This is a genomic window from Streptomyces sp. NPDC051219, assembly GCF_040682335.1.
In the GTDB taxonomy this organism is placed as follows: domain Bacteria; phylum Actinomycetota; class Actinomycetes; order Streptomycetales; family Streptomycetaceae; genus Streptomyces.
In genome coordinates this window covers 79283-101452 of record NZ_JBFBAS010000011.1, presented here as the reverse complement: position 1 = coordinate 101452, position 22170 = coordinate 79283, and the positions used below count along the sequence as shown (strand labels likewise).

Annotated in this window: 27 protein-coding genes and 2 pseudogenes; 9 read left to right on the top strand and 20 right to left on the bottom strand. The window is 71.3% G+C overall.

From position 1 onward, the window contains the following. Nucleotides 1-141: 141 nt before the first annotated feature. Genes AB0M62_RS15660 through AB0M62_RS15650 form a run of 3 tightly spaced genes read right to left on the bottom strand, consistent with a single transcriptional unit; the run spans nt 142 to nt 2751 of the window. Complete coding sequence (locus AB0M62_RS15660; RefSeq protein ID WP_366074725.1) at nt 142-1161, bottom strand: NAD(P)/FAD-dependent oxidoreductase; 1020 nt, start codon at nt 1159-1161, stop codon at nt 142-144. Further along, the gene (locus AB0M62_RS15655) at nt 1158-1682 is read right to left on the bottom strand and encodes an isoprenylcysteine carboxylmethyltransferase family protein (RefSeq protein ID WP_366074724.1); all 525 of its coding nucleotides are present in this window, start codon (nt 1680-1682) and stop codon (nt 1158-1160) included. The genes AB0M62_RS15660 and AB0M62_RS15655 overlap by 4 nt, the downstream gene beginning before the upstream one ends. 13 nt (nt 1683-1695) lie before the next feature. After that, entirely contained in the window at nt 1696-2751 is a 1056-nt protein-coding gene (locus AB0M62_RS15650; protein ID WP_366074723.1) for a 3-oxoacyl-[acyl-carrier-protein] synthase III C-terminal domain-containing protein, read from the bottom strand. Between the two features lie 203 nt (nt 2752-2954). Between AB0M62_RS15650 and AB0M62_RS15645 the strand changes: the two genes are divergently transcribed. Together AB0M62_RS15645 and corA are read left to right on the top strand one after the other, a co-directional pair. Then, the gene (locus tag AB0M62_RS15645) at nt 2955-3764 is read left to right on the top strand and encodes a UbiA family prenyltransferase (protein WP_366074808.1); all 810 of its coding nucleotides are present in this window, start codon (nt 2955-2957) and stop codon (nt 3762-3764) included. 121 nt (nt 3765-3885) lie between these two features. Further along, nucleotides 3886-4974 (top strand): magnesium/cobalt transporter CorA, encoded by a 1089-nt coding sequence (gene corA / locus AB0M62_RS15640; RefSeq protein WP_366074722.1) that lies wholly within the window; start codon nt 3886-3888, stop codon nt 4972-4974. 29 nt (nt 4975-5003) lie between these two features. Here the strand turns inward: corA and AB0M62_RS15635 are convergent, their stop codons facing one another. Further along, complete coding sequence (locus tag AB0M62_RS15635) at nt 5004-6134, bottom strand: PP2C family protein-serine/threonine phosphatase (RefSeq protein ID WP_366074721.1); 1131 nt, start codon at nt 6132-6134, stop codon at nt 5004-5006. Between the two features lie 215 nt (nt 6135-6349). Between AB0M62_RS15635 and AB0M62_RS15630 the strand changes: the two genes are divergently transcribed. The 3 genes from AB0M62_RS15630 to AB0M62_RS15620 all read left to right on the top strand — a co-directional run bounded on the left by AB0M62_RS15630 (nt 6350) and on the right by AB0M62_RS15620 (nt 9103). Then, a complete protein-coding gene (locus tag AB0M62_RS15630; protein WP_366074720.1) occupies nt 6350-6925 on the top strand; it encodes a TerD family protein in 576 nt (191 codons plus the stop codon). Between the two features lie 112 nt (nt 6926-7037). Beyond that, entirely contained in the window at nt 7038-8312 is a 1275-nt protein-coding gene (locus tag AB0M62_RS15625) for a VWA domain-containing protein (RefSeq protein WP_366074719.1), read from the top strand. Further along, nucleotides 8312-9103 carry a hypothetical protein gene (locus AB0M62_RS15620; RefSeq protein ID WP_366074718.1) on the top strand — a complete coding sequence of 264 codons (792 nt, stop codon included), beginning with the start codon at nt 8312-8314 and terminating at the stop codon, nt 9101-9103. Before AB0M62_RS15625 ends, AB0M62_RS15620 begins: the two co-directional genes overlap by 1 nt. A gap of 91 nt (nt 9104-9194) precedes the next feature. Here the strand turns inward: AB0M62_RS15620 and AB0M62_RS15615 are convergent, their stop codons facing one another. The 3 genes from AB0M62_RS15615 to AB0M62_RS15605 form a co-directional block, all read right to left on the bottom strand. Further along, complete coding sequence (locus AB0M62_RS15615) at nt 9195-9716, bottom strand: DUF6328 family protein (protein WP_366074717.1); 522 nt, start codon at nt 9714-9716, stop codon at nt 9195-9197. A 111-nt stretch (nt 9717-9827) separates the two neighbouring features. Further along, nucleotides 9828-10364, bottom strand: a complete 537-nt coding sequence (locus AB0M62_RS15610) for an isochorismatase family cysteine hydrolase (protein WP_366074716.1) — start codon at nt 10362-10364, stop codon at nt 9828-9830. 6 nt (nt 10365-10370) lie between these two features. Then, a complete protein-coding gene (locus AB0M62_RS15605) occupies nt 10371-10739 on the bottom strand; it encodes a hypothetical protein (RefSeq protein WP_366074715.1) in 369 nt (122 codons plus the stop codon). Nucleotides 10740-10919: 180 nt separating this feature from the next. Here AB0M62_RS15605 and AB0M62_RS15600 point away from each other — a divergent pair, with 180 nt between their 5' ends. Further along, on the top strand, nt 10920-11321 hold the full coding sequence (locus AB0M62_RS15600) for a VOC family protein (RefSeq protein WP_366074714.1): 402 nt from the start codon (nt 10920-10922) through the stop codon (nt 11319-11321). A gap of 14 nt (nt 11322-11335) precedes the next feature. Here AB0M62_RS15600 and AB0M62_RS15595 read toward each other — a convergent pair whose 3' ends face one another. From AB0M62_RS15595 to AB0M62_RS15585, 3 genes are read right to left on the bottom strand one after another with little or no spacing between them, the layout of a single operon-like run. Then, nucleotides 11336-11593: a CDGSH iron-sulfur domain-containing protein gene (locus AB0M62_RS15595; protein ID WP_366074806.1), complete on the bottom strand. Its 258-nt coding sequence runs from the start codon at nt 11591-11593 to the stop codon at nt 11336-11338. 34 nt (nt 11594-11627) lie between these two features. Next, on the bottom strand, nt 11628-12290 hold the full coding sequence (locus AB0M62_RS15590) for a HemK2/MTQ2 family protein methyltransferase (protein ID WP_366074713.1): 663 nt from the start codon (nt 12288-12290) through the stop codon (nt 11628-11630). Between the two features lie 12 nt (nt 12291-12302). Continuing rightward, a complete protein-coding gene (locus tag AB0M62_RS15585; RefSeq protein ID WP_366074712.1) occupies nt 12303-13271 on the bottom strand; it encodes an LLM class F420-dependent oxidoreductase in 969 nt (322 codons plus the stop codon). 67 nt (nt 13272-13338) lie between these two features. Between AB0M62_RS15585 and AB0M62_RS15580 the strand changes: the two genes are divergently transcribed. After that, nucleotides 13339-13695: a DUF6479 family protein gene (locus AB0M62_RS15580; protein WP_366074711.1), complete on the top strand. Its 357-nt coding sequence runs from the start codon at nt 13339-13341 to the stop codon at nt 13693-13695. Nucleotides 13696-13735: 40 nt separating this feature from the next. Here AB0M62_RS15580 and AB0M62_RS15575 read toward each other — a convergent pair whose 3' ends face one another. Both AB0M62_RS15575 and AB0M62_RS15570 read right to left on the bottom strand, forming a co-directional pair. Then, nucleotides 13736-13975, bottom strand: a complete 240-nt coding sequence (locus AB0M62_RS15575; protein ID WP_366074710.1) for a DUF5133 domain-containing protein — start codon at nt 13973-13975, stop codon at nt 13736-13738. A gap of 10 nt (nt 13976-13985) precedes the next feature. Next, entirely contained in the window at nt 13986-14486 is a 501-nt protein-coding gene (locus AB0M62_RS15570) for a flavin reductase family protein (protein WP_366074709.1), read from the bottom strand. An 86-nt stretch (nt 14487-14572) separates the two neighbouring features. Between AB0M62_RS15570 and AB0M62_RS15565 the strand changes: the two genes are divergently transcribed. Next, nucleotides 14573-14998, top strand: a complete 426-nt coding sequence (locus tag AB0M62_RS15565; protein WP_366074708.1) for a CBS domain-containing protein — start codon at nt 14573-14575, stop codon at nt 14996-14998. 69 nt (nt 14999-15067) lie between these two features. Here AB0M62_RS15565 and AB0M62_RS15560 read toward each other — a convergent pair whose 3' ends face one another. Next, the gene (locus tag AB0M62_RS15560) at nt 15068-15244 is read right to left on the bottom strand and encodes a CsbD family protein (RefSeq protein WP_366074707.1); all 177 of its coding nucleotides are present in this window, start codon (nt 15242-15244) and stop codon (nt 15068-15070) included. 332 nt (nt 15245-15576) lie between these two features. Then, entirely contained in the window at nt 15577-16110 is a 534-nt protein-coding gene (locus AB0M62_RS15555; protein WP_366074805.1) for a type 1 glutamine amidotransferase domain-containing protein, read from the bottom strand. Between the two features lie 173 nt (nt 16111-16283). Here AB0M62_RS15555 and AB0M62_RS15550 point away from each other — a divergent pair, with 173 nt between their 5' ends. Beyond that, a complete protein-coding gene (locus AB0M62_RS15550; protein ID WP_366074706.1) occupies nt 16284-16493 on the top strand; it encodes a DUF6381 family protein in 210 nt (69 codons plus the stop codon). A gap of 51 nt (nt 16494-16544) precedes the next feature. On the opposite strand, the gene AB0M62_RS15545 is transcribed toward AB0M62_RS15550, so the two are convergent. From AB0M62_RS15545 to AB0M62_RS15520, 6 genes and pseudogenes are all read right to left on the bottom strand, one after another. Next, a complete protein-coding gene (locus AB0M62_RS15545; protein WP_366074705.1) occupies nt 16545-18104 on the bottom strand; it encodes an FAD-dependent oxidoreductase in 1560 nt (519 codons plus the stop codon). 142 nt (nt 18105-18246) lie between these two features. Further along, nucleotides 18247-18567, bottom strand: a pseudogene (locus AB0M62_RS15540) (hypothetical protein); the annotation flags it as partial. A gap of 33 nt (nt 18568-18600) precedes the next feature. Further along, nucleotides 18601-18801 (bottom strand): hypothetical protein, encoded by a 201-nt coding sequence (locus AB0M62_RS15535; protein WP_366074704.1) that lies wholly within the window; start codon nt 18799-18801, stop codon nt 18601-18603. 9 nt (nt 18802-18810) lie between these two features. Further along, nucleotides 18811-18924: pseudogene (locus tag AB0M62_RS15530) on the bottom strand (DUF317 domain-containing protein); the annotation flags it as partial. Beyond that, a complete protein-coding gene (locus tag AB0M62_RS15525) occupies nt 18921-20225 on the bottom strand; it encodes a helix-turn-helix domain-containing protein (protein ID WP_366074702.1) in 1305 nt (434 codons plus the stop codon). The gene AB0M62_RS15525 and the pseudogene AB0M62_RS15530, both read right to left, overlap by 4 nt. A gap of 290 nt (nt 20226-20515) precedes the next feature. Then, on the bottom strand, nt 20516-22156 hold the full coding sequence (locus AB0M62_RS15520) for a bifunctional 3-(3-hydroxy-phenyl)propionate/3-hydroxycinnamic acid hydroxylase (RefSeq protein ID WP_366074701.1): 1641 nt from the start codon (nt 22154-22156) through the stop codon (nt 20516-20518). Nucleotides 22157-22170: the final 14 nt, after the last annotated feature.

Genomic DNA, 22170 nt, shown 5'->3' with positions numbered 1-22170 from the left:
GGCTGCGGCTCCAGGCGTGGTGACGGTGCAGTGATCGATGCGACACCAATCTGCCGAGCCATGACCGTGAAGTCCATCGAGGATTTCTTAAGCGGGTCAACAGCGCAGCTTCACGGCGTGGCTCTTCCTCCCGGGTGATTCCTACTGGAGTGCGTGCACGGCGGCCCGGAATGCCGAAGGCACGCGGCACGCCGCCGGGACGATCAGGCGCGCCGTGACCGGGCGCCCGGCCGCGTACAACAGGGCTTCGGTCAGCAACCGGTGACGTCTGGTCAGCCGGGTCCAGCGGGCCGGGTACGCGTACGGGGCGCCGGCCGCCAGGCACCGCACGGCCGCTCCCGCCGTCGCGAGGGCCAGGGCGACCCCCTCGCCGGTCAGGGCGTCCACGTACCCCGCCGCATCACCCACCAGCAGGACCCGGCCGGCCAGCGGGCTCCGGGCCCGCCGGCGCAACGGACCGGCTCCGCGGACCGGGCCGGACGCCCGGCCGCCCAGCAACGGCGCCAGGTGCGGGAACGCGGTGAGGTGCTCCTCGTACGGCCGCCGGTCGCGGCTGAGTACGGCGACCCCCACCAGGCCGTCGCCGAGCGGGGTCACGTACGCCTCACCGTGGCGGGACCAGTGCACCTCGACGAAGTCCGACCACGGCTCGATCCGGTAGTGCCGGCGCAGTCCGTACCGGCGCGGCGCGGGGACCGGCGCGTCGAGGCCTAGGCCCCGGCGGAGCGGAGAGTGCAGGCCGTCCGCGGCCACCAGCCAACGTGCCGTAAGACCGGCGCCGGTGACGCGGTCGTCGCTCTGCCGGACGCCGTCCACCTTGCCGGGCACGATCCGGACGCCGAGATCCAGCGCGCGCCGGTGCAGGGCCGCATGCAGTACGGTCCGCCGCACGCCCAGCCCCGGGCCGGGCCGCTCCCGGAAGATGGCCTCGGCGGTCCGGTCGCCGTCCCGGTAGCGGATGCCCCGCAGTTGATGCCCACCGACCACGATGCCCAGCGCGCGGAGTGCCTCCGCACCGCTCGGCATGATGCCTTCGCCGCATGCCTTGTCGACGGGAGCGGCTCGCGGCTCCACCACGACGGCTTCCATACCGGCGAGTGCCGCGTGGACGGCCGTCGCCAGGCCTGCCGGTCCGCCGCCCGCCACCAGAATGTCGATCACGTCCGGACCTGCGCGGTCATGGTCGCCAGCGCCGCCTCCTCGCACCGGATCCGGACGACCATCAGCACCCCGTTCAGGACCGTGAAGGCCGTGGCGGTCACCCAGGCTCCGTGGACCAGCGGGAGGGCCAGGCCCTCCGCCACGACGGCGACGTAGTTGGGATGCCGCAGCCACCGGTAGGGGCCGCCGGCCACCAGGGGCAGCCCGGGCACGACGATCACCCGGGTGTTCCACTGCCGGCCCAGCGTACGGATGCACCACCAGCGCAGCGCCTGTGCGGCCACGACCACGGCCGCCGCCGTCCAGCCGAGGAGAGGCAGGAACGGACGCCCGGCCAGCCACACTTCGGCCAGGCAGCCCGCCAGCAGGGCGGTGTGCAGGGCGACCATCGCCGGATAGTGGCCGCGGCCGGCCTCGGTGCCGCCGCGGGCGAGGCTCCAGCGCGTGTTGCGCAGGGCCACGGCGAGTTCGGCGACGCGCTCGGCCCCGACTGCGAGCACGAGGGCGGTGTACCAGATCATGTTGTCCTCCGAACTACCAGCGCAGCAGGACGAGTTCACAGCAGAAGCCCGGGCCCATGGCCATCAGGAGCCCGGGGGTCCCGGGTTCGGGGCGCCGGTGCTCCATGGTGTCCCGCAGCACGTGCAGGACCGAGGACGAGGACAGGTTCCCCACCTCGGCCAGCGACTTCCACGTGACGTCCAGCGCCGCTTCGGGCAGCGACAGTGCCTCGGACACGGCTTCGAGCACCTTGGGGCCGCCCGGATGGCACACCCAGTGGGCCACGTCCTTCGGTTTGAGGCCGTGCTCCTCCAGGAAGCCGTTGACGTCGTCGGCCAGGTACCGGCGGACCACCTCGGGCACGGCCGGATCGAGAACGACGCGGAACCCCGAACTCTTGATGTCCCAGCCCATGACACCTTCGGTGTCCGGGTACATCCGGCTGCGGGTGGCCACCACTTCGGGGCCCGGCGCCGACGCCCGCCCGCTGCCGACGGCGACCACGGCGGCCGCCCCGTCGCCGAACAGTCCGGTGGCCACCATGTTGGCGGGTGAGGGGTCGTTGCGCTGAAAAGTGAGCGAACACAGCTCGACCGACAGCAGCACGGCCACTTGGTCCGGCCAGCCGCGCAGGTAGTCGTGTAACCGCGCGACACCCGCCGCCCCCGCGACACAGCCGAGACCGAACACCGGCAGCCGTTTGACGTCGGGCCGCAGCCCCAGGCGCCCCACCAGCCGGGCGTCGATGGACGGAGCGGCCACCCCGGTGACGGAGGTGAACAGCAGCAGGTCCACGTCCTCGGGCCGGAGCCCGGCGGTCCGCAGCGCGCCGCGTACCGCCTTCGTGCCCAGCTCGGTGGCGGCCCGGATGAAGACGTCGTTGGCGGCGCCGAATCCGTCGAGTTCGGGGTAACGCTCCAGCGGCAGCACCATGTTGCGCGTCCGCACCCCGGCGTTCCGGTGCAACCGGTCCAGCACGCGCCGGTCCGCGCCGGGGGCCAGGCAGGTACGGGCCACCATGTCGGTGATCTGACTCTGGGTATGGCGGTGCGGCGCGAGGCAGCCGTGGACAGCTGCGATCCGGGTCATCTCTGGTCCCGCCTCGGGGGTCTCATGCCCCCCATCCCTGCCCGCGCACAGGCGTGCGACACCGCAAGTCGCCCGTCCGGCTGCCACTTCGCCCCGCGCGGCGTGGCTACCATCGGCCGATGGACACTGCCGACCGGCCGCAGACGTGCGGCCCGACCGTATGGCGCCCCCGCGTCGCGGTGGCTGCCGCACTGCGCCGTGTCATGGGGCTGGCGCTGTCCTGCCATCCGGGACCGGTCGTCGCGGTGACCGTTCTGGCGACCGCACTGGCCGTCAGCGCCGGGCACGGCGAAGCGCGTTGCGCGCTGATCGGCTCGGCCGTGCTGACCGGCCAGCTGTCGGTGGGCTGGTGCAACGACGCGTTCGACGCCCGGCGCGACAAGGCCGCGGGCCGTCGCGGCAAACCGGTCGTCGACGGAGTGGTGAGCAGGACGGCGGTGTGGACCGCCGCCTGCTGCGCGCTCGTGCTGTGCGTGCCGCTGTCGCTGGCGTGCGGCCCCTTCGCGGGTACGGCGCATCTGGCCGCGGTGGCGGGCGCGTGGGCGTACAACCTGAGGCTGAAGGCGACGGCGGTGTCCTGGCTTCCGTACATGCTCGGCTTCGCGAGTCTGCCCGCGGTCGTCGCGCTGAGCCTGCCGGGTCGCCCGTGGCCTGCCTGGTGGGCGGTGACAGCCGGGGCGCTGCTCGGTCTCGCGGCCCATCTGGGCGATGTCCTCCCCGACATCCCCGCCGATCTGGAAACAGGTGTACGCGGGCTGCCGCACCGGCTGGGTACCACGGGAACCCGGTTGCTGCTGCCGGTCCCGCTGGTCGCGGCGACGGCGGTTCTGGCACTCGGCCCCGCCGGGCCGGTGGGCGGATGGGGGGCGGTCGCCCTGTCGGTGTCGCCCCTGGCGGCCCTCGCCGGCCTGTCACTGGGCCGGTACTGGCGCAAGGCGGCGTTCGCCGGGACGGTCGCCGTGGCAGCGGTGGATGTGACGCTGCTCCTGGCCCAAGGCACCTCGCCCGCCTGACCTGTGGGGCACCGGAGTCCCGCATCACAGCAGGGTTGGCCTGGGCATCTGTGGGGGCAGACGTGCAGGTACCGCGGCACCGGTGGCACACTGGCCGCCGATCAGCCGAAGGAGCCCGCCTGTGTCCGTCATCCGCAACCTCCGCCGAGCGGTGAGCCGGGCGTACCGCCGAACCGTGGACCTCAGCCATCCCGCGCGGTCCCCCCTCGGCAACACGGTGGAGAACTGCGTCGTCTATATCGACGGGGTGCGCCGGCCGGGGGACGGGCCGGCCGACGAGGCGCTCCGGCAGGTCCGCAAGTCCGGGAACGGCTTCGTCTGGATCGGCCTGCACCAGCCCGGCGAGGCGGAGCTCGAGGGGATGGCCGAGCTGTTCGGTCTCCACCCGCTCGCCGTCGAGGACGCCGTCCATGCGCACCAGCGCCCGAAGGTGGAGCGGTACGACGATGTGCTGTTCGCCGTGTTCAAGACGGTCTGCTACGTCGAGCACGAGGAACTGACCGCCACCAGCGAGGTGGTGGACACCGGTGAGCTGATGGTCTTCACAGGCCCGGACTTCGTCATCACCATCAGGCACGGCGGCCACGGCTCGCTGGGCCCGCTGCGCGAGGCACTGGAGGCGGCTCCGGAGCGGCTTGCCAAGGGACCGTCCGCCGTGCTGCACGCGATAGCCGATCATGTGGTCGACGACTACCTCACGGTCGCCGACGCGGTGCAGAACGACATCGACGCCGTCGAGACCGAGGTCTTCAGCGAGCAGGCCAGTCGCGGAGACGCGGGCCGGATCTACCAGCTCAAGCGGGAACTTCTCGAGCTGAAGCGGGCAGTGGCGCCTCTGGACCGACCGCTGCAGATCCTGGCCACCCGGCCGATGCCACTGATCGACCCGGACTACCAGGCGTATTTCCGGGATGTCGCCGACCATCTGGCCCGGATCACCGAGCAGATCACCTCCTTCGACGCGCTGCTCGACTCGATCCTGCAGGCACATCTGGCCCAGGTGACTGTCGCGCAGAACGAGGACATGCGGAAGATCACCGCGTGGGCCGCCATCGTCGCCGTCCCCACGATGGTGTGCGGGGTGTACGGGATGAACTTCGAGCACATGCCCGAACTGGGCTGGAAGTACGGCTATCCCCTCGTCCTCGGGCTGATCGCCGTCGCGTGTTTCGCCATGCACCGGGGCTTCCGCCGCAACGGCTGGCTCTGACAGCGCCCATCGGGGTGACGGCTCGGCGCCTAGCGCATCCGCTCGATCGCGACCATGGCCGCGTCGTCGCCGAGAAACCCTCCGGCGTGCGCCAGCAGGTCCTTGCACAGGTGCTCGAGGAGCGTGTCGGCGTCCTGGTCCGGCCATGTCGTCACCCGCTCGGCCAGCGGGTAGAAGGTGCCGGAGCGATCGCGGGCTTCGATGACCCCGTCCGTGTACAGCAGGATGACGTCTCCCGGCTCGAACGCGAACGTCTCCACGGCGAAGTCGGACTCGTCGAACGAGGTGAGTCCCAGCGGAGGAGCCGGCCTGCGCACTTCGAGCGCTGTCGCCCTGCCGCCGCGCAGCAGCAACGGCGGCGGGTGTCCGCAGCTGATCAGGTGGAGGACCGGCTCGTCGTCGGGGACGTCGAGGACGGCCGCCGTGACGAACGATTCACCACGGTCCTCGCTCCCCTCGCGGTCGCCGCTCTCGTCGCCGGCCGCCGGATCGTCCAGGTCCGAGGAGACGGTCCCCTCGAGATAGGTCACCAGTACGGGCAGCTCGGCCTGCCGGTGCGCGGCCCCGCGGAATGCGCCCAGGAGCAGAGCGGCATCGCCGATGGCCTCCAGGCCCTTGCCCCGGACATCACCGATGATCAGCCGGGTCCCCTGGTTGGTGCGCGCGGCGGCATAGAGGTCACCGCCGATCTGCGCTTCGGCCTCGGCGGCCAGATAGACGGAGGCGATGTTCAGCGGACCGATCCGATGGGGAATGGGCCGGAGCACCACCCTTTGCGCCGCCTCGGCCACCGAGCGCAGTCGCGTCAACTCCTTCTCGTGGCGCTCCCGCAGATGGGCGAAGAAGGTCACGAACAGCGAGATCAGGATCAGCGCGATGATCTGGACGGTGTGGTTGAGGTCGGTCAGACTGGTGCGCGCGACGGCGACCACCGACTGGGCGAGAACGGCGATGGCGCCGATGAGCGCCGTCGTCCGGGGGCCGGCGAAAGAGGCTGTGACGGCCGGGGCGGCTACCAGGAACGGGCCGAGGTGCACTTCGGGCGGCGCCAGGATGTCCACCACGGTGACGATCACGATCAGCGCGAGGGGCACCACGACCAGCGCATGGCTCGGCTGCCACGACCAGCGGTGATCCCGGTGGAGGCGCCGGAGATCCATGCCTCCTGCTTACACCACGGCGGTCCGCCGTGCCCCGCGGCGGCGGCCCGGCCCGCGGGCTCCTGCCGTCTTTCGCCCGACCGGGCGACGGTGACGGCAGGAGCGAAGGGCAACCGGGTGACTTCCGGGAACCGATCGCCGCGGACAGGCGTTGCCCCCTTGGGCAAAGAAACCGTCAAGGGGCGTGGCCCGCGCCGGATTGAGCAGGGATTTTCATGGGTGTCAGCCTCTCCAAGGGCGGCAACGTCTCGCTCACCAAGGAGGCCCCCGGCCTGACCGCGGTCACCGTGGGCCTGGGCTGGGACGTACGCAGCACGACCGGCACCGATTTCGACCTGGACGCCAGCGCCCTGCTGGTGGACTCGAACGGCAAGGTGGTGTCCGACCAGCACTTCGTCTTCTTCAACAACCTCAAGAGCCCCGACGGCTCGGTCGAGCACACCGGCGACAACCTCACCGGTGAGGGCGAGGGGGACGACGAGCAGATCAAGGTGAACCTCGCAACGGTCCCCGCCGAGGTCGACAAGATCGTCTACCCGGTGTCGATCCACGAGGGCGAGAGCCGCGGGCAGAGCTTCGGCCAGGTCCGCAACGCGTTCATCCGCGTGGTCAACCAGGCCGACGGCAATGAGCTCGCGCGGTACGACCTGAGCGAGGACGCCTCGACCGAGACTGCGATGGTCTTCGGCGAGCTCTACCGCAATGGTGCGGAGTGGAAGTTCCGCGCGGTCGGTCAGGGCTACGCGTCGGGCCTGCGCGGCATCGCGCAGGACTTCGGCGTGAATATCTGATCCCCGCGCCGGGAGGCTGCTGTCCGGCTTGCCGGACAGCAGCCCGCATGCCTGCCGGGGCACAAGTGTCCCCCGATTTGGGCCCTGAGGTGATCGTCAATACGATCCGGCGATGATCACAAGAGAACGGCCGGCGGTCAGGACCTGGGTCCTGCTCGCCGCCCTGGCCACGGGAATGCTCCCGGTCGGCGCCGCCGCTGACGAACCCTCACCGAAGCAAGCCCCGAAGGTCGAGCTGGTGCTCGACGTGAGCGGCTCCATGCGGGCCCGGGACATGGACGGCCAGAGCCGCATGTCCGCGGCGAAGCAGGCGTTCAACGAAGTGCTGGACGCGGTGCCCGAGGAGGTGCAGCTCGGCATACGCACCCTGGGCGCCAACTACCGTGGCGACGACCGGCAGCAGGGCTGCAAGGACACCGAGCAGCTCTATCCGGTCGGTCCGCTCGACCGGACCGAGGCGAAGACCGCCGTGGCCACGCTGGCCCCCACCGGCTGGACACCGATCGGACCCGCCCTGCTGAAGGCGGCCGACGACCTAGAAGGCGGAGACGCGCCCCGCCGGATCGTGCTCATCACCGACGGCGAGGACACGTGCGCCCCGCTCGACCCGTGCGAGGTGGCACGCGAGATCGCGGCCAAGGGCATCCACCTCGTCATCGACACGCTGGGGCTGGTCCCGGACGCCAAGACCCGAAGCCAGTTGAGCTGTATCGCGGAGGCGACCGGCGGTACGTACACCTCCGTGCAGCACACCGATGAACTCTCCGGCCGCGTCAAGCAGCTGGTCGACCGCGCGGCGGACCCGGTGGCCGTCCCGGTGGCCACCGAGGGCGCTGCCGAGTGCGCCGAGGCGCCCCGGCTCGAGGCCGGTCTCTACACCGACCGGGCGAAGTTCGCCCAGCACCGCTGGTACCGGGTGGACGTACTGCCCGGCCAGGAGCTGCGTGCCTCGGTCAGTGTCGCCGCCGACCGGGCGGTCAACGCCGACTACGGCGTACTGCTGCGTGCGGTGACCGTGCACGGCCGGGAGATCGTCCGCGGGGCGGAGGCGGGCACCGGGCGCACGGATGTCATCTCGTCCGGCCTGCGCTATCCGAAGGCCCCGCGGGACGATGCCGACGCGGACGCGAAACCGGCCGCGGAGACCGTCTGCCTGCAGGTCGGCAACTCCTTCTCCGCGCCACCCACGGTGAAGACCACTCCGGGCCTGCCCGTCGAGCTCACCGTCGACCTGGTGGACTCGCCCGACGGGCCGTCCGACGTGGCCGCCTTCGGCCTCGGCCGTGGCTGGTGGCTGCTCGGCGCCCTGATCCTCACAGGCTTCGCGGCCGGTCTGCTGTGGGGCTGGGTCTCCCGCTGGCGCGTCGCTGTCTGGAGGTCCAACTGATGCGTAGGACATGGATACCGCTGTCGGCCGGCGCTCTATTGGCTGCCACCGCATGGCTGGGGACAACCGGTCAGGCTCTGGCGGAGAGCCCCTCCCCGAGCGCGTCGTCGACCGGCGACGACGCCACCGCGCCGACAGAGGCCGGCACCGCCTTCCGCGACGCGACGGCGATCGAGCAGGGCAGGCGCGCCACGGCCACCGCGTCCACCGGCGACTACCTCTACTGGGTGTTCCCCGCCGACGCCGGCGGACGGCCCACCGTCAGGGCGACTGTGACGCTGCCCGAGTCCGCCGTCCGGCACGGCGCGTCCACCTGGCAGCTCGACGTGTACGACGGGCTGCGCCGTCGCCAGTCCTGTGTGTACGGCATGCAGACGAAGGCCGCGCCCGCCGCCGCTCCCTCGGTGGAACTTTCGTGCACCTTGCGCACGGTCCGGGCCTGGGCCGAGCCGTGGGCCAACGATCCGCTGCCGGGCAGCTACTACATCCGGCTGACGGTCGTCGAGGCGCCGGAAGAGGACCTGGGTCTTCCGGTTCGGGCCGAGGTGGAGGCGACCTCTGCCGACGCGGGCGGCGCTCATGCCGTCGACGGCACCCTCGCAACGCCACTGGTGCAAGGGGTTTCCGCCCGCGCGAGCAGTGAGCCGGCGGACGGCTGGGCCTCCGGCTGGTGGACGGACCGGTGGATCTGGACCGCGGCCGGGGGCGTACTGGCAGCCCTTGCCGGGGTGGGCGGCTACAGCCTGACCCGCGGTTCGGGACGGCCCACGCGGGTACCGCCCGCCGTCTGAGCGCCCGGCCCGCCGGAACAGCGGCGACGTGCCGCCGGGTTCACACCGGGCCACCGGTGTGAACCCGGCGGGGCCGGGCGGTGCGGGCCGGTCACTTCTCGGGCGGGGGCCCGGTGGCCTCCGAATGAAGGGTCCAGGCCGGCAGGACGAACCAGCACACCACGAACCACACCACGATGCCGGCGACCAGCCACACGGCCCAGGTGTCGTCCGTCGCCACGCGCAGGATGAGCAGCAGCGCGGCCGCCATCGTGCAGAGCAGCAGGACGAGTCCGAGGACGGTCAGGCGCGAGGCCCACTGGACCGTCTGCGGTTTCAGGCGGCGCCCGGTCAGCAGGCGGTGGAACGACACCGGGCCGATCAGGGCGCCGGTCGTGGCCGCGCCGAGGACCACCGTGACCACGTATATGTTCCGGTCCGTCGTGGACAGTTCGACGAAGCGCTGCTGGAACACGACGGTGAGAAGGAAGCCGAAGAGGATCTGCACGCCGGTCTGCGCGACACGAAGCTCCTGGAGCAGTTCCGCCCACAACCGGTCCGCGCGCTCCTCCTCCGTCTCGTCGCGGCCATGAGCGCGGGTGCGCTTCCGGGCCGGCCCTGTTCCTCCCGCCACCGCGACCGCCCTCTCCTCGTACGGTGCCTCGGATCCATCGTCCCAGGCGTTCTCATAACGCGACAGCCGTCGGCCCGGCCGGTCCCGGGCGGGCCGGTCCCGGGCGGGCCGTCACAGCTCGATCGCATCGGCCGAACGGATCTCCGCACCCATGTTCCGTTCCATCATCCGAAGCGCTGCCCGGGCCAGATCGGCGTAGATATGGGCGACGGCGTCCCCGGCCACCGTGACCGTCAGACGGCGGATGTGCGCGTCCAGTGCCGAATAGAGCACACACTGCTCGGTGACCTGCCCGCACAGGACGAGGTGATCGACGCCCAGTTCACCGAGCAGATATCCCAGTGGGGTCTCGAAGAAGATGGAGTGTCTGGCCTTCAGGACGAAGAGCGACTTCTCGTCGGGCCGCACCTGTTCCACCAGGTCGGCGTGCGGGCCCGAGAGGGCGGTCTCGAGGATCTCTCCAAGGTGGGAGCGCCAGTGGCCGAAGTTGTCGTTGACGTAGATCACCGGGACGTCGGCACTCCTGGCGGCCGCCAGCAGCCGCACCACCGCGGGCAGGGCCTCCCGCACAGACGGCAGCAGCTTCTCCGCATCGGGGTGCTCATAGTTGTTGATCATGTCGATGACGATGAGAGCGGCCTGTCCCATGACCGGCTACCGGGTCGCGAGCCGCAGGACGACATCCTTCTCCTGATCTCCGGCGGCCATGCCTTCCTCTTCGACGGCGAATGCGGAGGCCAGCGCTTCCCGCAGCCGGTCCACCGCCCAGTAGCCGCCCTGGGCCGCCACCGTGACCGGCGCTGTCAGGTGCACCGGTTCGGCTGTTTCCCGTACCTCGGCGACGTCGAACGTCGAGGTCCACACGGTCGGCCGCCCACCGGCTGCCTCGTGGGGTACGTCGTCGGCGTCACGGTCGGAGTCGAACGACCGTCCCAGCACGCGGAACACGGCGTGGGCATCCTGTGCCGAGCAACTGCTGAGTTCCACGACGACCTGGGTCGCGGGATGCTGTGTGCTGTCCACGTGGGTCCTTCCTCTGGCGCTCACCGGTTTCGTGCCGCCCGCCGGGGGCCGCGCTTCCAGGCTCTCCCCGCGGCCGTGCCCGTGCGACCGGAAGGTCGGCGTTCACGTACCCGCCGAGCCGCGGGGAAACCACCGGTCGCCTGCTGTGTGCGTCCGACCGCGAGGGGTACCCGAACCGACATGACCGTTGCGAAAACGAGTGTTCTTGTCCTGGACTGCGCCGAACCCGAACCGCTGGCGGAGTTCTACGCCGCGCTGCTCGGGGCCGACATCCGGGTGGCGAGCGACCCCGACTTCGTGGAGGTCGTGGGCAACAGCGGAGTGCACCTCGCGGTTCGCCGGGACCACGGCTACGCCCCTCCCAGCTGGCCGCGGCCGGAGGACTCCCTGCAGGCTCATCTGCGCATCCTGGTCGCGCGCGGCGACATGGACGAGGCGGAACGCGAGGCCGTCAGCCTCGGGGCGAAGCCGGTGGTCACCCGGGACAACGGCGGACCTCGGGACGTACGGATCTACGCCGATCCGGCCGGGCACTCCTTCTCCCTCGCGGTGACGCCGCGCAAGGAGCCGGCCGCCCGCTGACGCCCCGGGTGTCGTCACTGCGGGTCCTGAGCGTCCTGCGCGTCCTGCGCATCCCGGGACTCCCGCGTGTCCCGCGCGTCCGGGGACTGCTGCCGCGCCACCGGCGGCTTCTTCCTGCCTCGGTGGCTGGTGTCGCACCACGGGAACAGCCGGCTACGCCGACATGTGCACAGGGCTACCACCGGCCGGTCCGAACGCGCCGTCCGGCCGTCCTCCAGCACGACTTCGACGGGCCCCTCGACGAGCAGCGGGCCGCCCGGCTCCTGCAGCAGACGGCGCCCGGCGGGCACTGGCCATGCATACGGCTCAGTGCGGCCGTTCGGCACGGATCACCACCAACTCCTCCTTCTCCTGGCCGGGCTCGATCAGGCCCGCGTCCCGCAGCCACGCGGCACGTCCTCGCAGGACGGGCCCGAACGGCACGTACCGGCGGTCGACGACGGCGGCGTCCAGCCCGGCCTCCGTCAGCCGGCGGACCGTCGACGCGGGTCCGCTGAGCGCCGAGTGGACCATCAGCAGCACTCCCCCGCGCCGCATCCGGTCGGGCACCTGCTCGCAGAGCCGGTCCAGCACGCCCCGGCCGTCGGGCCCCGCGTTCCAGGCACGGCCGGCACCCCGGCGCGGCAGGCCCCGGTGCGGGGACGGTACGTACGGCGGGTTCGCCAGCACCAGGTCGAAGCGCTCACCGGCGACCGGTGCGAGCAGGTCTCCGCGCCGGGCGCGCACGGTGCGGGCGTACCCGGACAGCAGCGCGTTCAGACGCACCGTGAGCACCGCCGCGGCCGATGCGTCCACCGCGGTGACCCGGGCCGCGCCGTGCCGGGCGGCCTCGATCGCCAGGACCCCCGTACCGGTGCCGATGTCGAGCACTTCGGCGTCCGGGGGCAGGAGTTCGCGCCGCAGGGCGGACATCAGCATCGCGGTGTCCGCCTGCGGTGCGTAGACCCCGGGAGGGCTGATGGGGAACATGGGGCCGGCCCGTCAGCGCAGTTCCCGCAGGGCGGGCAGCAGGGTCTTCTCCGCCCAGTCGAGGAAGGGCTGCTGGTGGTCGCCGCCGATCTGGACGAGGGCGACCTCGGTGAATCCGGCATCGACGTACGGGCGTACCGCCTCGACGAACGTCTCGACGTCGGCGCCGCACGGGACGGCTTCCTGGATGTCCTCGGGCCGGACGTATGCGGTCGCCCCGGCGAACCCTGCCGGACCGGGCAGTTCGGAGTTGACCCGCCAGTTGCCGACAGACCAGCGGAACTGGTCGTGCGCCCGGGCCACGGCCGCTTCCCGGTCGGTGTCGTAGCAGACCGGCAGCTGGCCGACGCGAGGTTTGCCGGTGCCTCCGTGCTGGTCGAAGGCGTCCAGCAGCTCTCTTTTCGGCTCGGTGGCGATGACGAGGTCGCCGAGCCGGCCGGCGATCTCGCAGGACCGCTCCCCCGAGACGGCGACGCCGATCGGCGGCGGCTCCTCGGGCAGATCCCACAGCTTCGCGTTCTCCACGTCGAAGTGGGTGCCGTGATGGCTGACGTAGCCGCCGCGGAAGAGTGCGCGGATGATCTCGACCGCCTCCTCCAGCATCTCCAGGCGGACGTGTGCGGCAGGCCAGCCGACGCCCACCACGTGCTCGTTGAGGTTCTCACCCGACCCGAGACCGAGGCGGAAGCGCCCCTCGGACAGCAGCTGCATCGTCGCCGCCTTCTGTGCGACGACGCTGGGGTGGTACCGCACCGTCGGGCAGGTCACGTACGTCATCAGGGGGATCCGTGAGGTGGCCTGGGCCGCGGCGCCGAGCACACTCCACGCGTACGGCGCGTGGCCCTGGGAGTCCAGCCACGGGAAGTAGTGATCCGACGTCACGGAGAAGTCGAACCCGGCCCGCTCGGCGCCCACCACATGGTCCACAAGCTCTCGCGGGCCGGCCTGCTCGGTCATCATCGTGTATCCGATTTGCACCATGAAACACGCTTTGCCGATCTCTGCTCCGTGAAACATGAGCCGTCGGGGCCCGGGGTACCCGCGGTGCATGAACACTCCGAACAGACTCCAGGACACCGCTCCCGACGTCGTCCTCGCGGCCAGGGACCACCTGATCGGCATCGCGCCGTTCGTCGTGGGGCTGGCCATGGTGGCCTTCCTCCTCGGCGCCTTCTGGTGGGGCAAGAAACGCCGGGCCCAGGAGCCGCCGGTACCCCGTCCCGAGGACCAGCCGGAGCGACCGGACCACCGGACACACATCGAAGAGTCCGGCCACCACTCGACCGCCGCATTCCCGGCCGGGGGTGACCGGCTGATGCCCTACCAGCTCAAGGGTCACGGCAACGACGTCGCTCATCCGGGCGGCGAGGAACCCCGCGGCGACACGTCGGGCGGGCGCGGCTGACCGTCCGCGCAGCTCCCGCCAACGCCCTCCGGCCAGGGCCTCAACGGTCCCGGAGGGCGTTGGCGGGCGGTATGACGGCCCCGGCCCGCCCGAGGTAGGACTCCGCCTCGGCGATGGCGTCCCGGGCCGTGCGCTTCCCCATCAGCACGCACAGGGTGTAAGCGATGTCCTCGAGCCTTCGCCGTCTGGTCAGATCGCGCGGCTCCGCGAGGACCAGACGCTCCCACACGCGGTAGCGCCGCAGCAGGGCAGCGAGGAGGGCCTTGTCGGGAAGCAGCATGGTCGTCTCCTTAAGCCGGGTGGCCGGGCGTGAGACCGACGACGTCGCTCAGGCTCAGCAGGGCCCCCCTTGGCTGTGCGGCGGCTTCTTCTCCGGCCGGGCCGACCTCTACGGGGCTGAGGAGAAAGCCCACATGGTCGCCCCAGTCGGCGTGGTCCTCCACCCGGCCGACGAACCAGGCCCGGGCGTCCTCCAGCACCGGGGCGCCCCCCTCGCCCGGCCGCCACCGGACCTCGGCGAACTTGTCCACGTGGTCGCCGGTCAGGCCGCCGAACAACGCCACCAGCCCGTCCTGGTCGCGGCCCAGCAGATGTACGGCCAGGAAGCCGGCGCGCCGGGCCACTCCGAAGGTGTGGTTCGCCTTGGAGAGCCATACGACGAAACGGGGCGGGTGCAGCGAGTTCTGCGAGGCGAACCCCACGAGGCACCCCGACTGCTCCCCGTCTGCGGCTGCCGTGACCACGTACATCGGGTAGTCGAGGCGATCGGTGAACGTGTCCAGCCCCGTCATGGCTCTCCTTTCCGGCGCCTGGCCGGTTCCAGGGATATCGCCGATCAGCGGGGGCAGAGGCGCTACGTACAGAGGGGAGAGTGGCCATGACACAGCTCGTGAGAGACGTGATGACGACCGGAGTCGCGACCCTGCCGCCGCATGCCTCGCTGGTGGAAGCCGCCCAGTTGATGCGCGACCGGCACATCGGCGATGTGCTCGTCACCCAGGGAGACCAGGTGCTGGGTGTGCTCACGGACCGCGACATCGCGGTGCGGGGAGTCGCCGAAGGGCATGACCCGCACACGGTGCCAGTCCGTTCAGTGTGTACGGCGGAGGTCGTCACCGTGGGGCCGGACGACGAGGTCTCCGACGCGGTTCGCAAGATGCGGCTTCACGCGGTGCGCCGGCTGCCGGTCGTCGAGAAAGGTCACGTGAAGGGCGTGGTCAGCCTCGGTGATCTGGCCGCGGCACGTGACCCGGAATCGGCACTCGCCGAAATCAGCCAGGCCACACCGGACAACCACATGTGACCGCACGACGCCGCGCCGGGGGGCGAGCGTCCGACGGAGCCTGGGCCCCGTCGGACGCGCGGGACCGGATTACTGTCCGGACGACTTCTTCATCTGCTTGGCGGTCTTCTCCGCGGCTTCCTGGGCCTTGCCCGTCATCTGCTCGCCGCGGCCTTCGGCCTCCATGCTCCGGGCGTCCATGGCCTTGCCGGCCGTCTCCTTCATCTTGCCCTTCATCTGCTTCGCCTTCGCCTTCGCCTTAGCCATGGCGGATGTCCTTTCACGGTGGGGATGGACTGGCGTATCCACAGTGCGCCGCTCACTCTGAGTCCGCAAACGGGCACAAATCTGGTATGTCGGCCTTGTCCGCCGCAGTCAGTCGGGCGGCTCCGGAACCGGCCGGGTACCGGGCTCCGGATCCGCGGCCGGCTTCCGGTCCGGCTCCGGACCGGGCGCGGCGGGTTCCGGCTCCGACGGCTGTGGGTCGTGCGGTACCGGGTCCGGCCGGGTGGGTACGGGTCCGGGGCCGTCCGGAGGCGGTTCTGTGGTCATAGTTGCTGTCCTTGGCTCGCCGGGGCGCCGCTCGGCGCGGTTCTCTCTCAGCCTCGGAACTCCTGGATGAACGTGGCGCAGAAGGCCTTGAGATCGCCGGGCTTGCGGCTGGTGATCAGAGTGCCGGGGGCGGACTGATCGACCTTCACCTCCTCGTCGACCCAGGTCGCTCCCGCGTTGCGGATGTCGGTCCGGAGACTGGGCCAGGAGGTCAGCGTCCTGCCGCGCACCACCTCGGCCTCCACCAGCGTCCATGGGGCGTGGCAGATCGCCGCGACCGGCTTGGCGAGGTCGAAGAATTGCCGTACGAATGCCACGGCCTGGGGGTTCATGCGCAGGAGGTCCGGATTGGCGACACCGCCGGGGAGGACCAGCGCGTCGAAGTCCTCGGCCGTGGTGTCGTCGACCGTCCGGTCGACCGGGAAGGTGTCCGCCTTGTTGAGGTGGTTGAACGCCTGGACCCGGCCCGGCTTCGTGGAGAGCAGGACCGGTTCGCCGCCGTCGTCGATGACCGCCTGCCAGGGTTCGGTCAGTTCCACCTGCTCGACTCCCTCGGGGGCCATGAGAAACGCCACTCGCATGCGGCCCACGTCCTTTCCTCTCCTCAATGTGCACAGCCGTCTACGCACCCCGTCTGCCCCTCGCGGTGGGGTTCACGCGTAAACGACGTGCCGGGCCTGCCCCGGTTTTGCCGCCCCTCGCCGGGGCAGCCGCTCCACTGCCCAGGGCGTCCCGCTCCCCACCGGAGGCCACAATGAGCGACCAGCCAGAATCCCGCGTGCGTGCCGAGTACGAACGCGACAAGGCCGAGCAGTTGCTGCGCAGGGCACGGAGTTCCGCGAACCCGGAGGAGGCGGAGCGGCTGCGTTACCGGGCGGAACAGATGAAGGAGCACAGCGAGGCGGCGCTGCGGCACGAGCCGGAGCAGGAGCCAGGGGACATCCGGGAGGAGTACCCCCAGTAGCCCCGGCAGCCGTGGCCGCGGAGACGGCCGGAAATCCGGCGCCGACACGTGTCATGCGCCCGGGTTTCCTGCCACTCCGGTGGACTCGTCTCCTGTCGGCCCCAGTCCTTCCGCGGGGATGTCGCGGCGTTCGAGCGGCCGGGTCGCCGGACCCTGCACGACCGAGCCGTCGGTGGCGAAACGTGAGCCGTGGCACGGGCACTCCCAGACCCGTTCGTCGTCGTTGAATCCGACCAGGCAGCCCATGTGCGTACAGCGGGCGGACACCGCGCTGACGGCTCCCGAGTCGTTGCGGTACACCGCGCAGCGCCGGCCCTCGACCCGTACCACGGCTCCGCTGCCCGGCCTGATGTCCTCGGCGGAACCGTCGTGCGCGACATGCAGGCGGTCCCCGACGAAGTGCTCCACTACGGAGGTCTGGGCCTTGAGGAACCCGGGCATCTCCTTCAGCGGCACCAGCCGGCGCGGATCGTAGAGCTCGGTCCAGGCGGGCCGGGGCCCGCCGGTGAGATGCGCGGCGAGCAGCCGGCCCGCCATCACACCGTTGCTCATCCCCCAGCCACCGAACCCGGTGGCGACGAAGACATGCTGTGTCCCGGGGTGTACGTGGCCGACATAGGGCAGATGGTCGGTGGAGTCGTTGTCCTGGGCCGACCAGTGGTACCGCGTATCCGCGTCGGCGAAGCCGGGGAGGTGCTCGCACGCCCAGGAGTCGAGCCGGCCGAGCCGCTCGACGACGTCACCCGACCCCGGGACGAACGACTCCCCCGTGACGATCAGCAGCCGTCGCTGCGAGCCGTAGGGGGCGGTGCGCACCGAGCGGGTGCCCTCCTCGGGGGTGATGTACATGCCCTGCGGAGCCATATCGGCCGGTACCGGCGCGGCGATGACCAGCTCCCGCCGAGGGGTGAGCCGCGCGATGAGGCTGGTGTGGTCGAATGCCGGGAAGTGGGTGGCGACGACGACGTCCTTCGCGTGAACGGTTGCTCCCCGCTCCGTGGTCAGCCGGCAGCGCGCGCCGTCGTGGAGCGCGGTGATACGCGTCTGTTCGAAGATCCGCCCGCCGAGGGCGGTAAAGGCGTCCGCCAGACCCAGCAGGAACTTGCGGGGATGGAACTGGAGTTGTCCGTCGACGCGGACGGCGGCGGCCACTGGGTAGGGCAGGTCCGTCTCGGTGACGAAGGAGGCGGACAGGCCGGCCTCCCGGGCCGCCTCGGCCTCCGCCCTGATCTCGTCCGTCCGCCGCTCGTCACGGACGTAGGTGAAGGCCGGCAGTCGTTCCAGCTCCGCGTCGATGCCCAACTCGGAGCAGAGCACCGCCACGTGGTCCAGTGCCTCCTGCTGGGCACGTGCGTGCAGGGCCGTAGCCTCGGCGCCCTGCGCCTTCCGCAGCCGGGCGTAGCCGAGACCGTGCAGCGCGGTCAGTTTTCCCGTGGTGTGGCCGGTGACTCCGGAGGCGATGTGACCTGCCTCGAGGACGACGACCTCGCGGCCTGCCCGGGCCACCTCCCAGGCGGTGCACAGGCCCGCGATGCCGCCGCCGACGACCGCTGTGTCCACGGTGAGATCGGCTTCGAGGGAGGGATGGCCGGTGGGCGGAGTGGTGGCCATCCAATACGACTCATGGGCCGTGGACCGGTGCGCTGCCATGCCCAACGGGTTCCCCGTGCCCGTTCCCGCTAACGGTCCGGGCACCCGGCGGACCTCTATCGGCTCAACCCGCCGCCGGGAGCCTGCCGGCCTCACCACAGCGGGTGTCAGACCTGGCCACGCCAGGCGGCTGGATGTCCCGGGCCTTGGCCATGTCGGTGATCTTCTTCCGGCCGCCGCCGCCGCGGTTCTTGTGCCGGGCCCATAGGACGCCGGCCGTTGCTCCGCGGGCCAGGAGGAGGAGAACGGGAACGATGCGGGTGCCGATCAGCAGGGGCGCTTCGCCGGCTCCGGGCCAGAGCTGTTCGGGGTGGAGCAGGGCGTCGGTCGGTTGGTAGGGCGCCCAGGCTGCTCCGGTCAGGTAGGCGGCGATGTTGCCGGAGAGCCAGGCGAGGTGGGACAGGGGGACAACGATGGCGAGCAGCCAGGGCTCGTACTTCGGGCGGGGGCGGAGGGATCAGCGGCTGCGGCTGTTCTTGGCCGGTGCCTGTCGCGGAGGGCTCGGGCTCGCCCACGGGCCGTCGCGGCGGGCGGCGAGGGAGCGGACGCGCTCTTCCAGGGCGGAGGCGACGTGCACGGCGAGTACCTCCCGGGACCTGCGGGTGACGATGTTCGGGTTGCGGGTCGGGAGGCTGCGCAGGCTGTCGGTCCGCGGCACGGAGGTCGGGTCGGCGAGCGCGGCGGTGAACGCTGCGACCAGGTGGGGCGGCGTGTGCTCGCTGATGCGGGCCTGCCAACGAGTGCGGCCTGGACCAGTACGAGGCCCGCCGCTACGCCTCAGCTAATGGCCGACGTGCCGGTTGGCGAGGCAGCCGCGATTTCGAGCGCTACGCGCACTTCCATTGAGCTGACTGCTGTGGTGGTCACGGGCAGCAGCTCCTCCGCGCGTTTGACGCGGTAAGTGACGGTGTTGCGGGCAATGTGCAGGCGTTCGGCCGCGGTGCGGGGGCTGCGTTCCTCGGCGAGGTAGATGCGCAGGGTTTCGCGCAGCTCATGCAGGCGGGCTCCCTCGGAGGCCAGCGGCCCGAGGACCTCCTGTACGAACCAGCGTGCGTGTTCGGAGTCAGCCGTGACGAGGGCTGCCAGGCGGATGTCCCGGTAGTCGCAGAGCCAGGAGCCCGAAGCGTGCAAGGCCATCCGTTGTGCCTGCAACGCCCCCAGATGACTGCGGCGCATGCCGTGGGGCCCTGGTGCGGGCGGGCCGAGAGCCGCACGCACCCCTGCCGGCTCGGGCAGGGAGCTGCGCAGGTGTCGGATGTGGTCTTCGGCGGTCTCGCCGCTGACGGCGAACCATACCCACACATTGTTGTCGTGGGCCTGGATGACGAGCGTCCTGGCCGCTTCCAGGGCGCGGGCCATGGTCGAGGCCGCGTGGTGCAGCCGTTCTGCGGCGGGCGCGGAGGTGGCGGTGTCGTCGCCCCACAGCACCGCGGCCACGTGCGTGCTTGACAGGTCGTACCGCAGACGCAGGGCGGCGGCTTCCCGGTCGACCGGGCGGGCGGCCAGCAGTTCGTCGATGACGGCGCGGCGGGCGGCTTCGTCACTGCCGCGCCAGCGGTCCCGTTCGGCGATGTATTCCTCGGCCATGACGCTCGAATGGGCGTCGACGTAGGTGAACATCAGGTCGTCGATCCGGCGCAGCTCGGCCATGCGCTGGTCGGCCGGGACGTGCTCCTCAACTCCTGCTGCCAGGCCTTGCGCCAGCTGCGCGTGCCCGAGCCGCACTCCCCGCAGGACGAGCTCCAGCGGGATTCCGCGGCGCGCAAACTCCCGGCATCCTTCCAGCGCATCCTCGGCGAGGGTGGGGATGGGCCGGCTGAAGTCGGACGCCATCAGGTGCAAGCCCGTCAGCACCGCGGACTGGGTCACACGTCGCAGGGTGGTCGCGGCAGCGCGACCGCCACCGTGCTCGGGCACCTTCCTGAGGACCTCCTCTGCGATGGCGTCGGCGCTCTGGAGCGCCCACTCGACCGGGGCCGCGCCAAGCTCCGTGCGTGCCGCGGCCAGCTCCACCGGCGACAGGACGGGCTCGGTCAGGCGGCCGGGATCCGGCCGCAACCACTGGAGCCACTGTCCCGTCACGCTTCCCGTCCCTCCGTCGCCGGGGAGGCGCGCGAGCGGGCCGCTCGCTGCTGCCGCCCAGGTCAGGGGACCATATCTTCCCCGGAGAGTCGAGCAGCCGCGGAGCCCGCCGCTGACGAGCGCCGCCCTGCGGCCGACGGTTTACTGCCCGGCCGGGACGGTCGCACCGTTCACCGGCCGGGCTGGTTCACTCCGCGCGTCGGCACGGCGCGGCGCGGTGAGCGCCGGCCGTGTCAGCGTCGCTGTGCTCGGCGAGGCCGGCCATGGGCACCGGCTGTGGCGCCCGTGGCTCAAGCGGTGACCTCCGGGGCGGGTACCGCCGTGAGCCGGCCGCGCAGCGCAGCCACCAGACGCGGGATGTCGGCCGCACTCTTGGCGCCGCCGAAGATGTAGAAGTCGGGGCGCACCAGCATGGCCTCAAGGCCGGTACGGGCCAGGTCGGCCAGGTAGGTGCGGTCGAGATCGACGACGTCGTCGGGGCCGTTCGCCGCCGGGTCGTCGGTGATCCTCAGCAGGCGGAGCCTGACCTCTTCACACCAGGCCAGGGTGTCCTCGTCGAGCCCGTCACGCGGATCACCGGTGGTGAGCAAGGTGAGCCCGATGCCGACGGTTTCGTCGAAGAGGCCGGTACGGTCCCCGAAGCGCACCCGTCCCTGCCGGCTGAGCTGCCCGGTCGGCTCCGCCGTGGCGCCGGTGCAGTCGCGGTCCAGCAGTCCGCCGGTGAAGGTCACCAGGAACTGATCTCCTTGTGGTACGCGGCCTGCCTGCTGGTCGGCGATCATGCGGGCGTCGCGCTCGGCGGCCGCGGCCGGGTCCGGCTCGCAGATGACCCTCCCCAGGCCCACAGACTTCTCGATCGCATGTTGCAGATGCTGGCATCGCTCGGTGGTGTAGGTGTCCAGCAGACTGTCCTCGGCTTTCCCGGACAGCACCAGGTCGAGCTTCCAGCTCAGGTTGATGGCGTCACGCAGGCCCGAGCACAGGCCCTGCCCGGCGAACGGCGGCATCTGGTGGGCCGCGTCCCCGGCCAGCAGCAGCCGACCCTCGCGCCAGGAGTCCGCCCAGCGCGCCTGGAAGGTGTAGACGGTTTGCCGCTCCAGGGTGGCGTTGTCCGGGTGCAGGTCCCACGGCTCGAGCAGCTTCCAGGCGGTCTCGGCCTTGTTGAGCTCGGCGATGGACTCGCCGGGCAGGCGCATGAACTCCCAGCGACGGCGGCCCGGGCCGCCGACCACCGCCGTGGTCGGCCGGGCGGGATCGCAGAGCTGCAGGTTTCGTGGCGTCCACTCGCGGTCCCGGTCATGGGGTATGACGTCGAGGACCAGCCAGTCGAACTTGAAGCCGAGGTCGGTGACCGAGGTGCGCATGCACGAGCGGATGAAGCTGTTGGCACCGTCGCAGCCGACGACGTACGCGGCCCGGAGAGTACGCTGCGCGCGTTCTCCGTCACGGAGCAGGGGCTCGTCTCCCGAGCTCTCCGCCACAGTGACTTCCACCGCCGTGAGGCCCGCCTGGACGCCCACGCCTTCCCAGCCGCGCAGGATGTCGATCCCCGGCAGCGACTGGACGCGCTCGTTCAAGGCCACTTCCAAGGTGGGCTGGTTGAACGCGCTCAGGTTGGGCCAGCCGGAGTGGCTGCCGTCCGAGAAGTCGTAATGGAGGAGTTGCTGACCCTCTCCGTTGCGCCACTCGTAGTCCACAGCGGGTTCACTGACAGCGGCCATGTCCACCCCAAGCGACGCCAGGATGCGGCCGGCCTCGTGGTCGAAGACGACGGCGCGCGGCAGCGGGTACTGCTGCGGCCAGCGTTCGACGATGCCGACCCGGCGGCCTCGGGTGGCCAGCTGGATGGCCGTGGCCAGCCCGACCGGACCGGCGCCGACCACCAGCACGTCGTAGGCCTCCGCGGCGAGGCCCTTGGTAGAGGTGCGCATAACGTGCCTGCGTT

Coding starts and splice junctions, on each gene's coding strand:
- AB0M62_RS15655 (WP_366074724.1), bottom strand. CDS start 1,682: ATGATCTGGTACACCGCCCTCGTGCTCGCAGTCGGGGCCGAGCGCGTC.
- AB0M62_RS15650 (WP_366074723.1), bottom strand. CDS start 2,751: ATGACCCGGATCGCAGCTGTCCACGGCTGCCTCGCGCCGCACCGCCAT.
- AB0M62_RS15645 (WP_366074808.1), top strand. CDS start 2,955: ATGGGGCTGGCGCTGTCCTGCCATCCGGGACCGGTCGTCGCGGTGACC.
- AB0M62_RS15635 (WP_366074721.1), bottom strand. CDS start 6,134: ATGGATCTCCGGCGCCTCCACCGGGATCACCGCTGGTCGTGGCAGCCG.
- AB0M62_RS15630 (WP_366074720.1), top strand. CDS start 6,350: ATGGGTGTCAGCCTCTCCAAGGGCGGCAACGTCTCGCTCACCAAGGAG.
- AB0M62_RS15625 (WP_366074719.1), top strand. CDS start 7,038: ATGATCACAAGAGAACGGCCGGCGGTCAGGACCTGGGTCCTGCTCGCC.
- AB0M62_RS15620 (WP_366074718.1), top strand. CDS start 8,312: ATGCGTAGGACATGGATACCGCTGTCGGCCGGCGCTCTATTGGCTGCC.
- AB0M62_RS15610 (WP_366074716.1), bottom strand. CDS start 10,364: ATGGGACAGGCCGCTCTCATCGTCATCGACATGATCAACAACTATGAG.
- AB0M62_RS15600 (WP_366074714.1), top strand. CDS start 10,920: ATGACCGTTGCGAAAACGAGTGTTCTTGTCCTGGACTGCGCCGAACCC.
- AB0M62_RS15590 (WP_366074713.1), bottom strand. CDS start 12,290: ATGTTCCCCATCAGCCCTCCCGGGGTCTACGCACCGCAGGCGGACACC.
- AB0M62_RS15585 (WP_366074712.1), bottom strand. CDS start 13,271: ATGGTGCAAATCGGATACACGATGATGACCGAGCAGGCCGGCCCGCGA.
- AB0M62_RS15580 (WP_366074711.1), top strand. CDS start 13,339: ATGAACACTCCGAACAGACTCCAGGACACCGCTCCCGACGTCGTCCTC.
- AB0M62_RS15575 (WP_366074710.1), bottom strand. CDS start 13,975: ATGCTGCTTCCCGACAAGGCCCTCCTCGCTGCCCTGCTGCGGCGCTAC.
- AB0M62_RS15570 (WP_366074709.1), bottom strand. CDS start 14,486: ATGACGGGGCTGGACACGTTCACCGATCGCCTCGACTACCCGATGTAC.
- AB0M62_RS15565 (WP_366074708.1), top strand. CDS start 14,573: ATGACACAGCTCGTGAGAGACGTGATGACGACCGGAGTCGCGACCCTG.
- AB0M62_RS15560 (WP_366074707.1), bottom strand. CDS start 15,244: ATGGCTAAGGCGAAGGCGAAGGCGAAGCAGATGAAGGGCAAGATGAAG.
- AB0M62_RS15555 (WP_366074805.1), bottom strand. CDS start 16,110: ATGCGAGTGGCGTTTCTCATGGCCCCCGAGGGAGTCGAGCAGGTGGAA.
- AB0M62_RS15550 (WP_366074706.1), top strand. CDS start 16,284: ATGAGCGACCAGCCAGAATCCCGCGTGCGTGCCGAGTACGAACGCGAC.
- AB0M62_RS15545 (WP_366074705.1), bottom strand. CDS start 18,104: ATGGCCACCACTCCGCCCACCGGCCATCCCTCCCTCGAAGCCGATCTC.
- AB0M62_RS15520 (WP_366074701.1), bottom strand. CDS start 22,156: ATGCGCACCTCTACCAAGGGCCTCGCCGCGGAGGCCTACGACGTGCTG.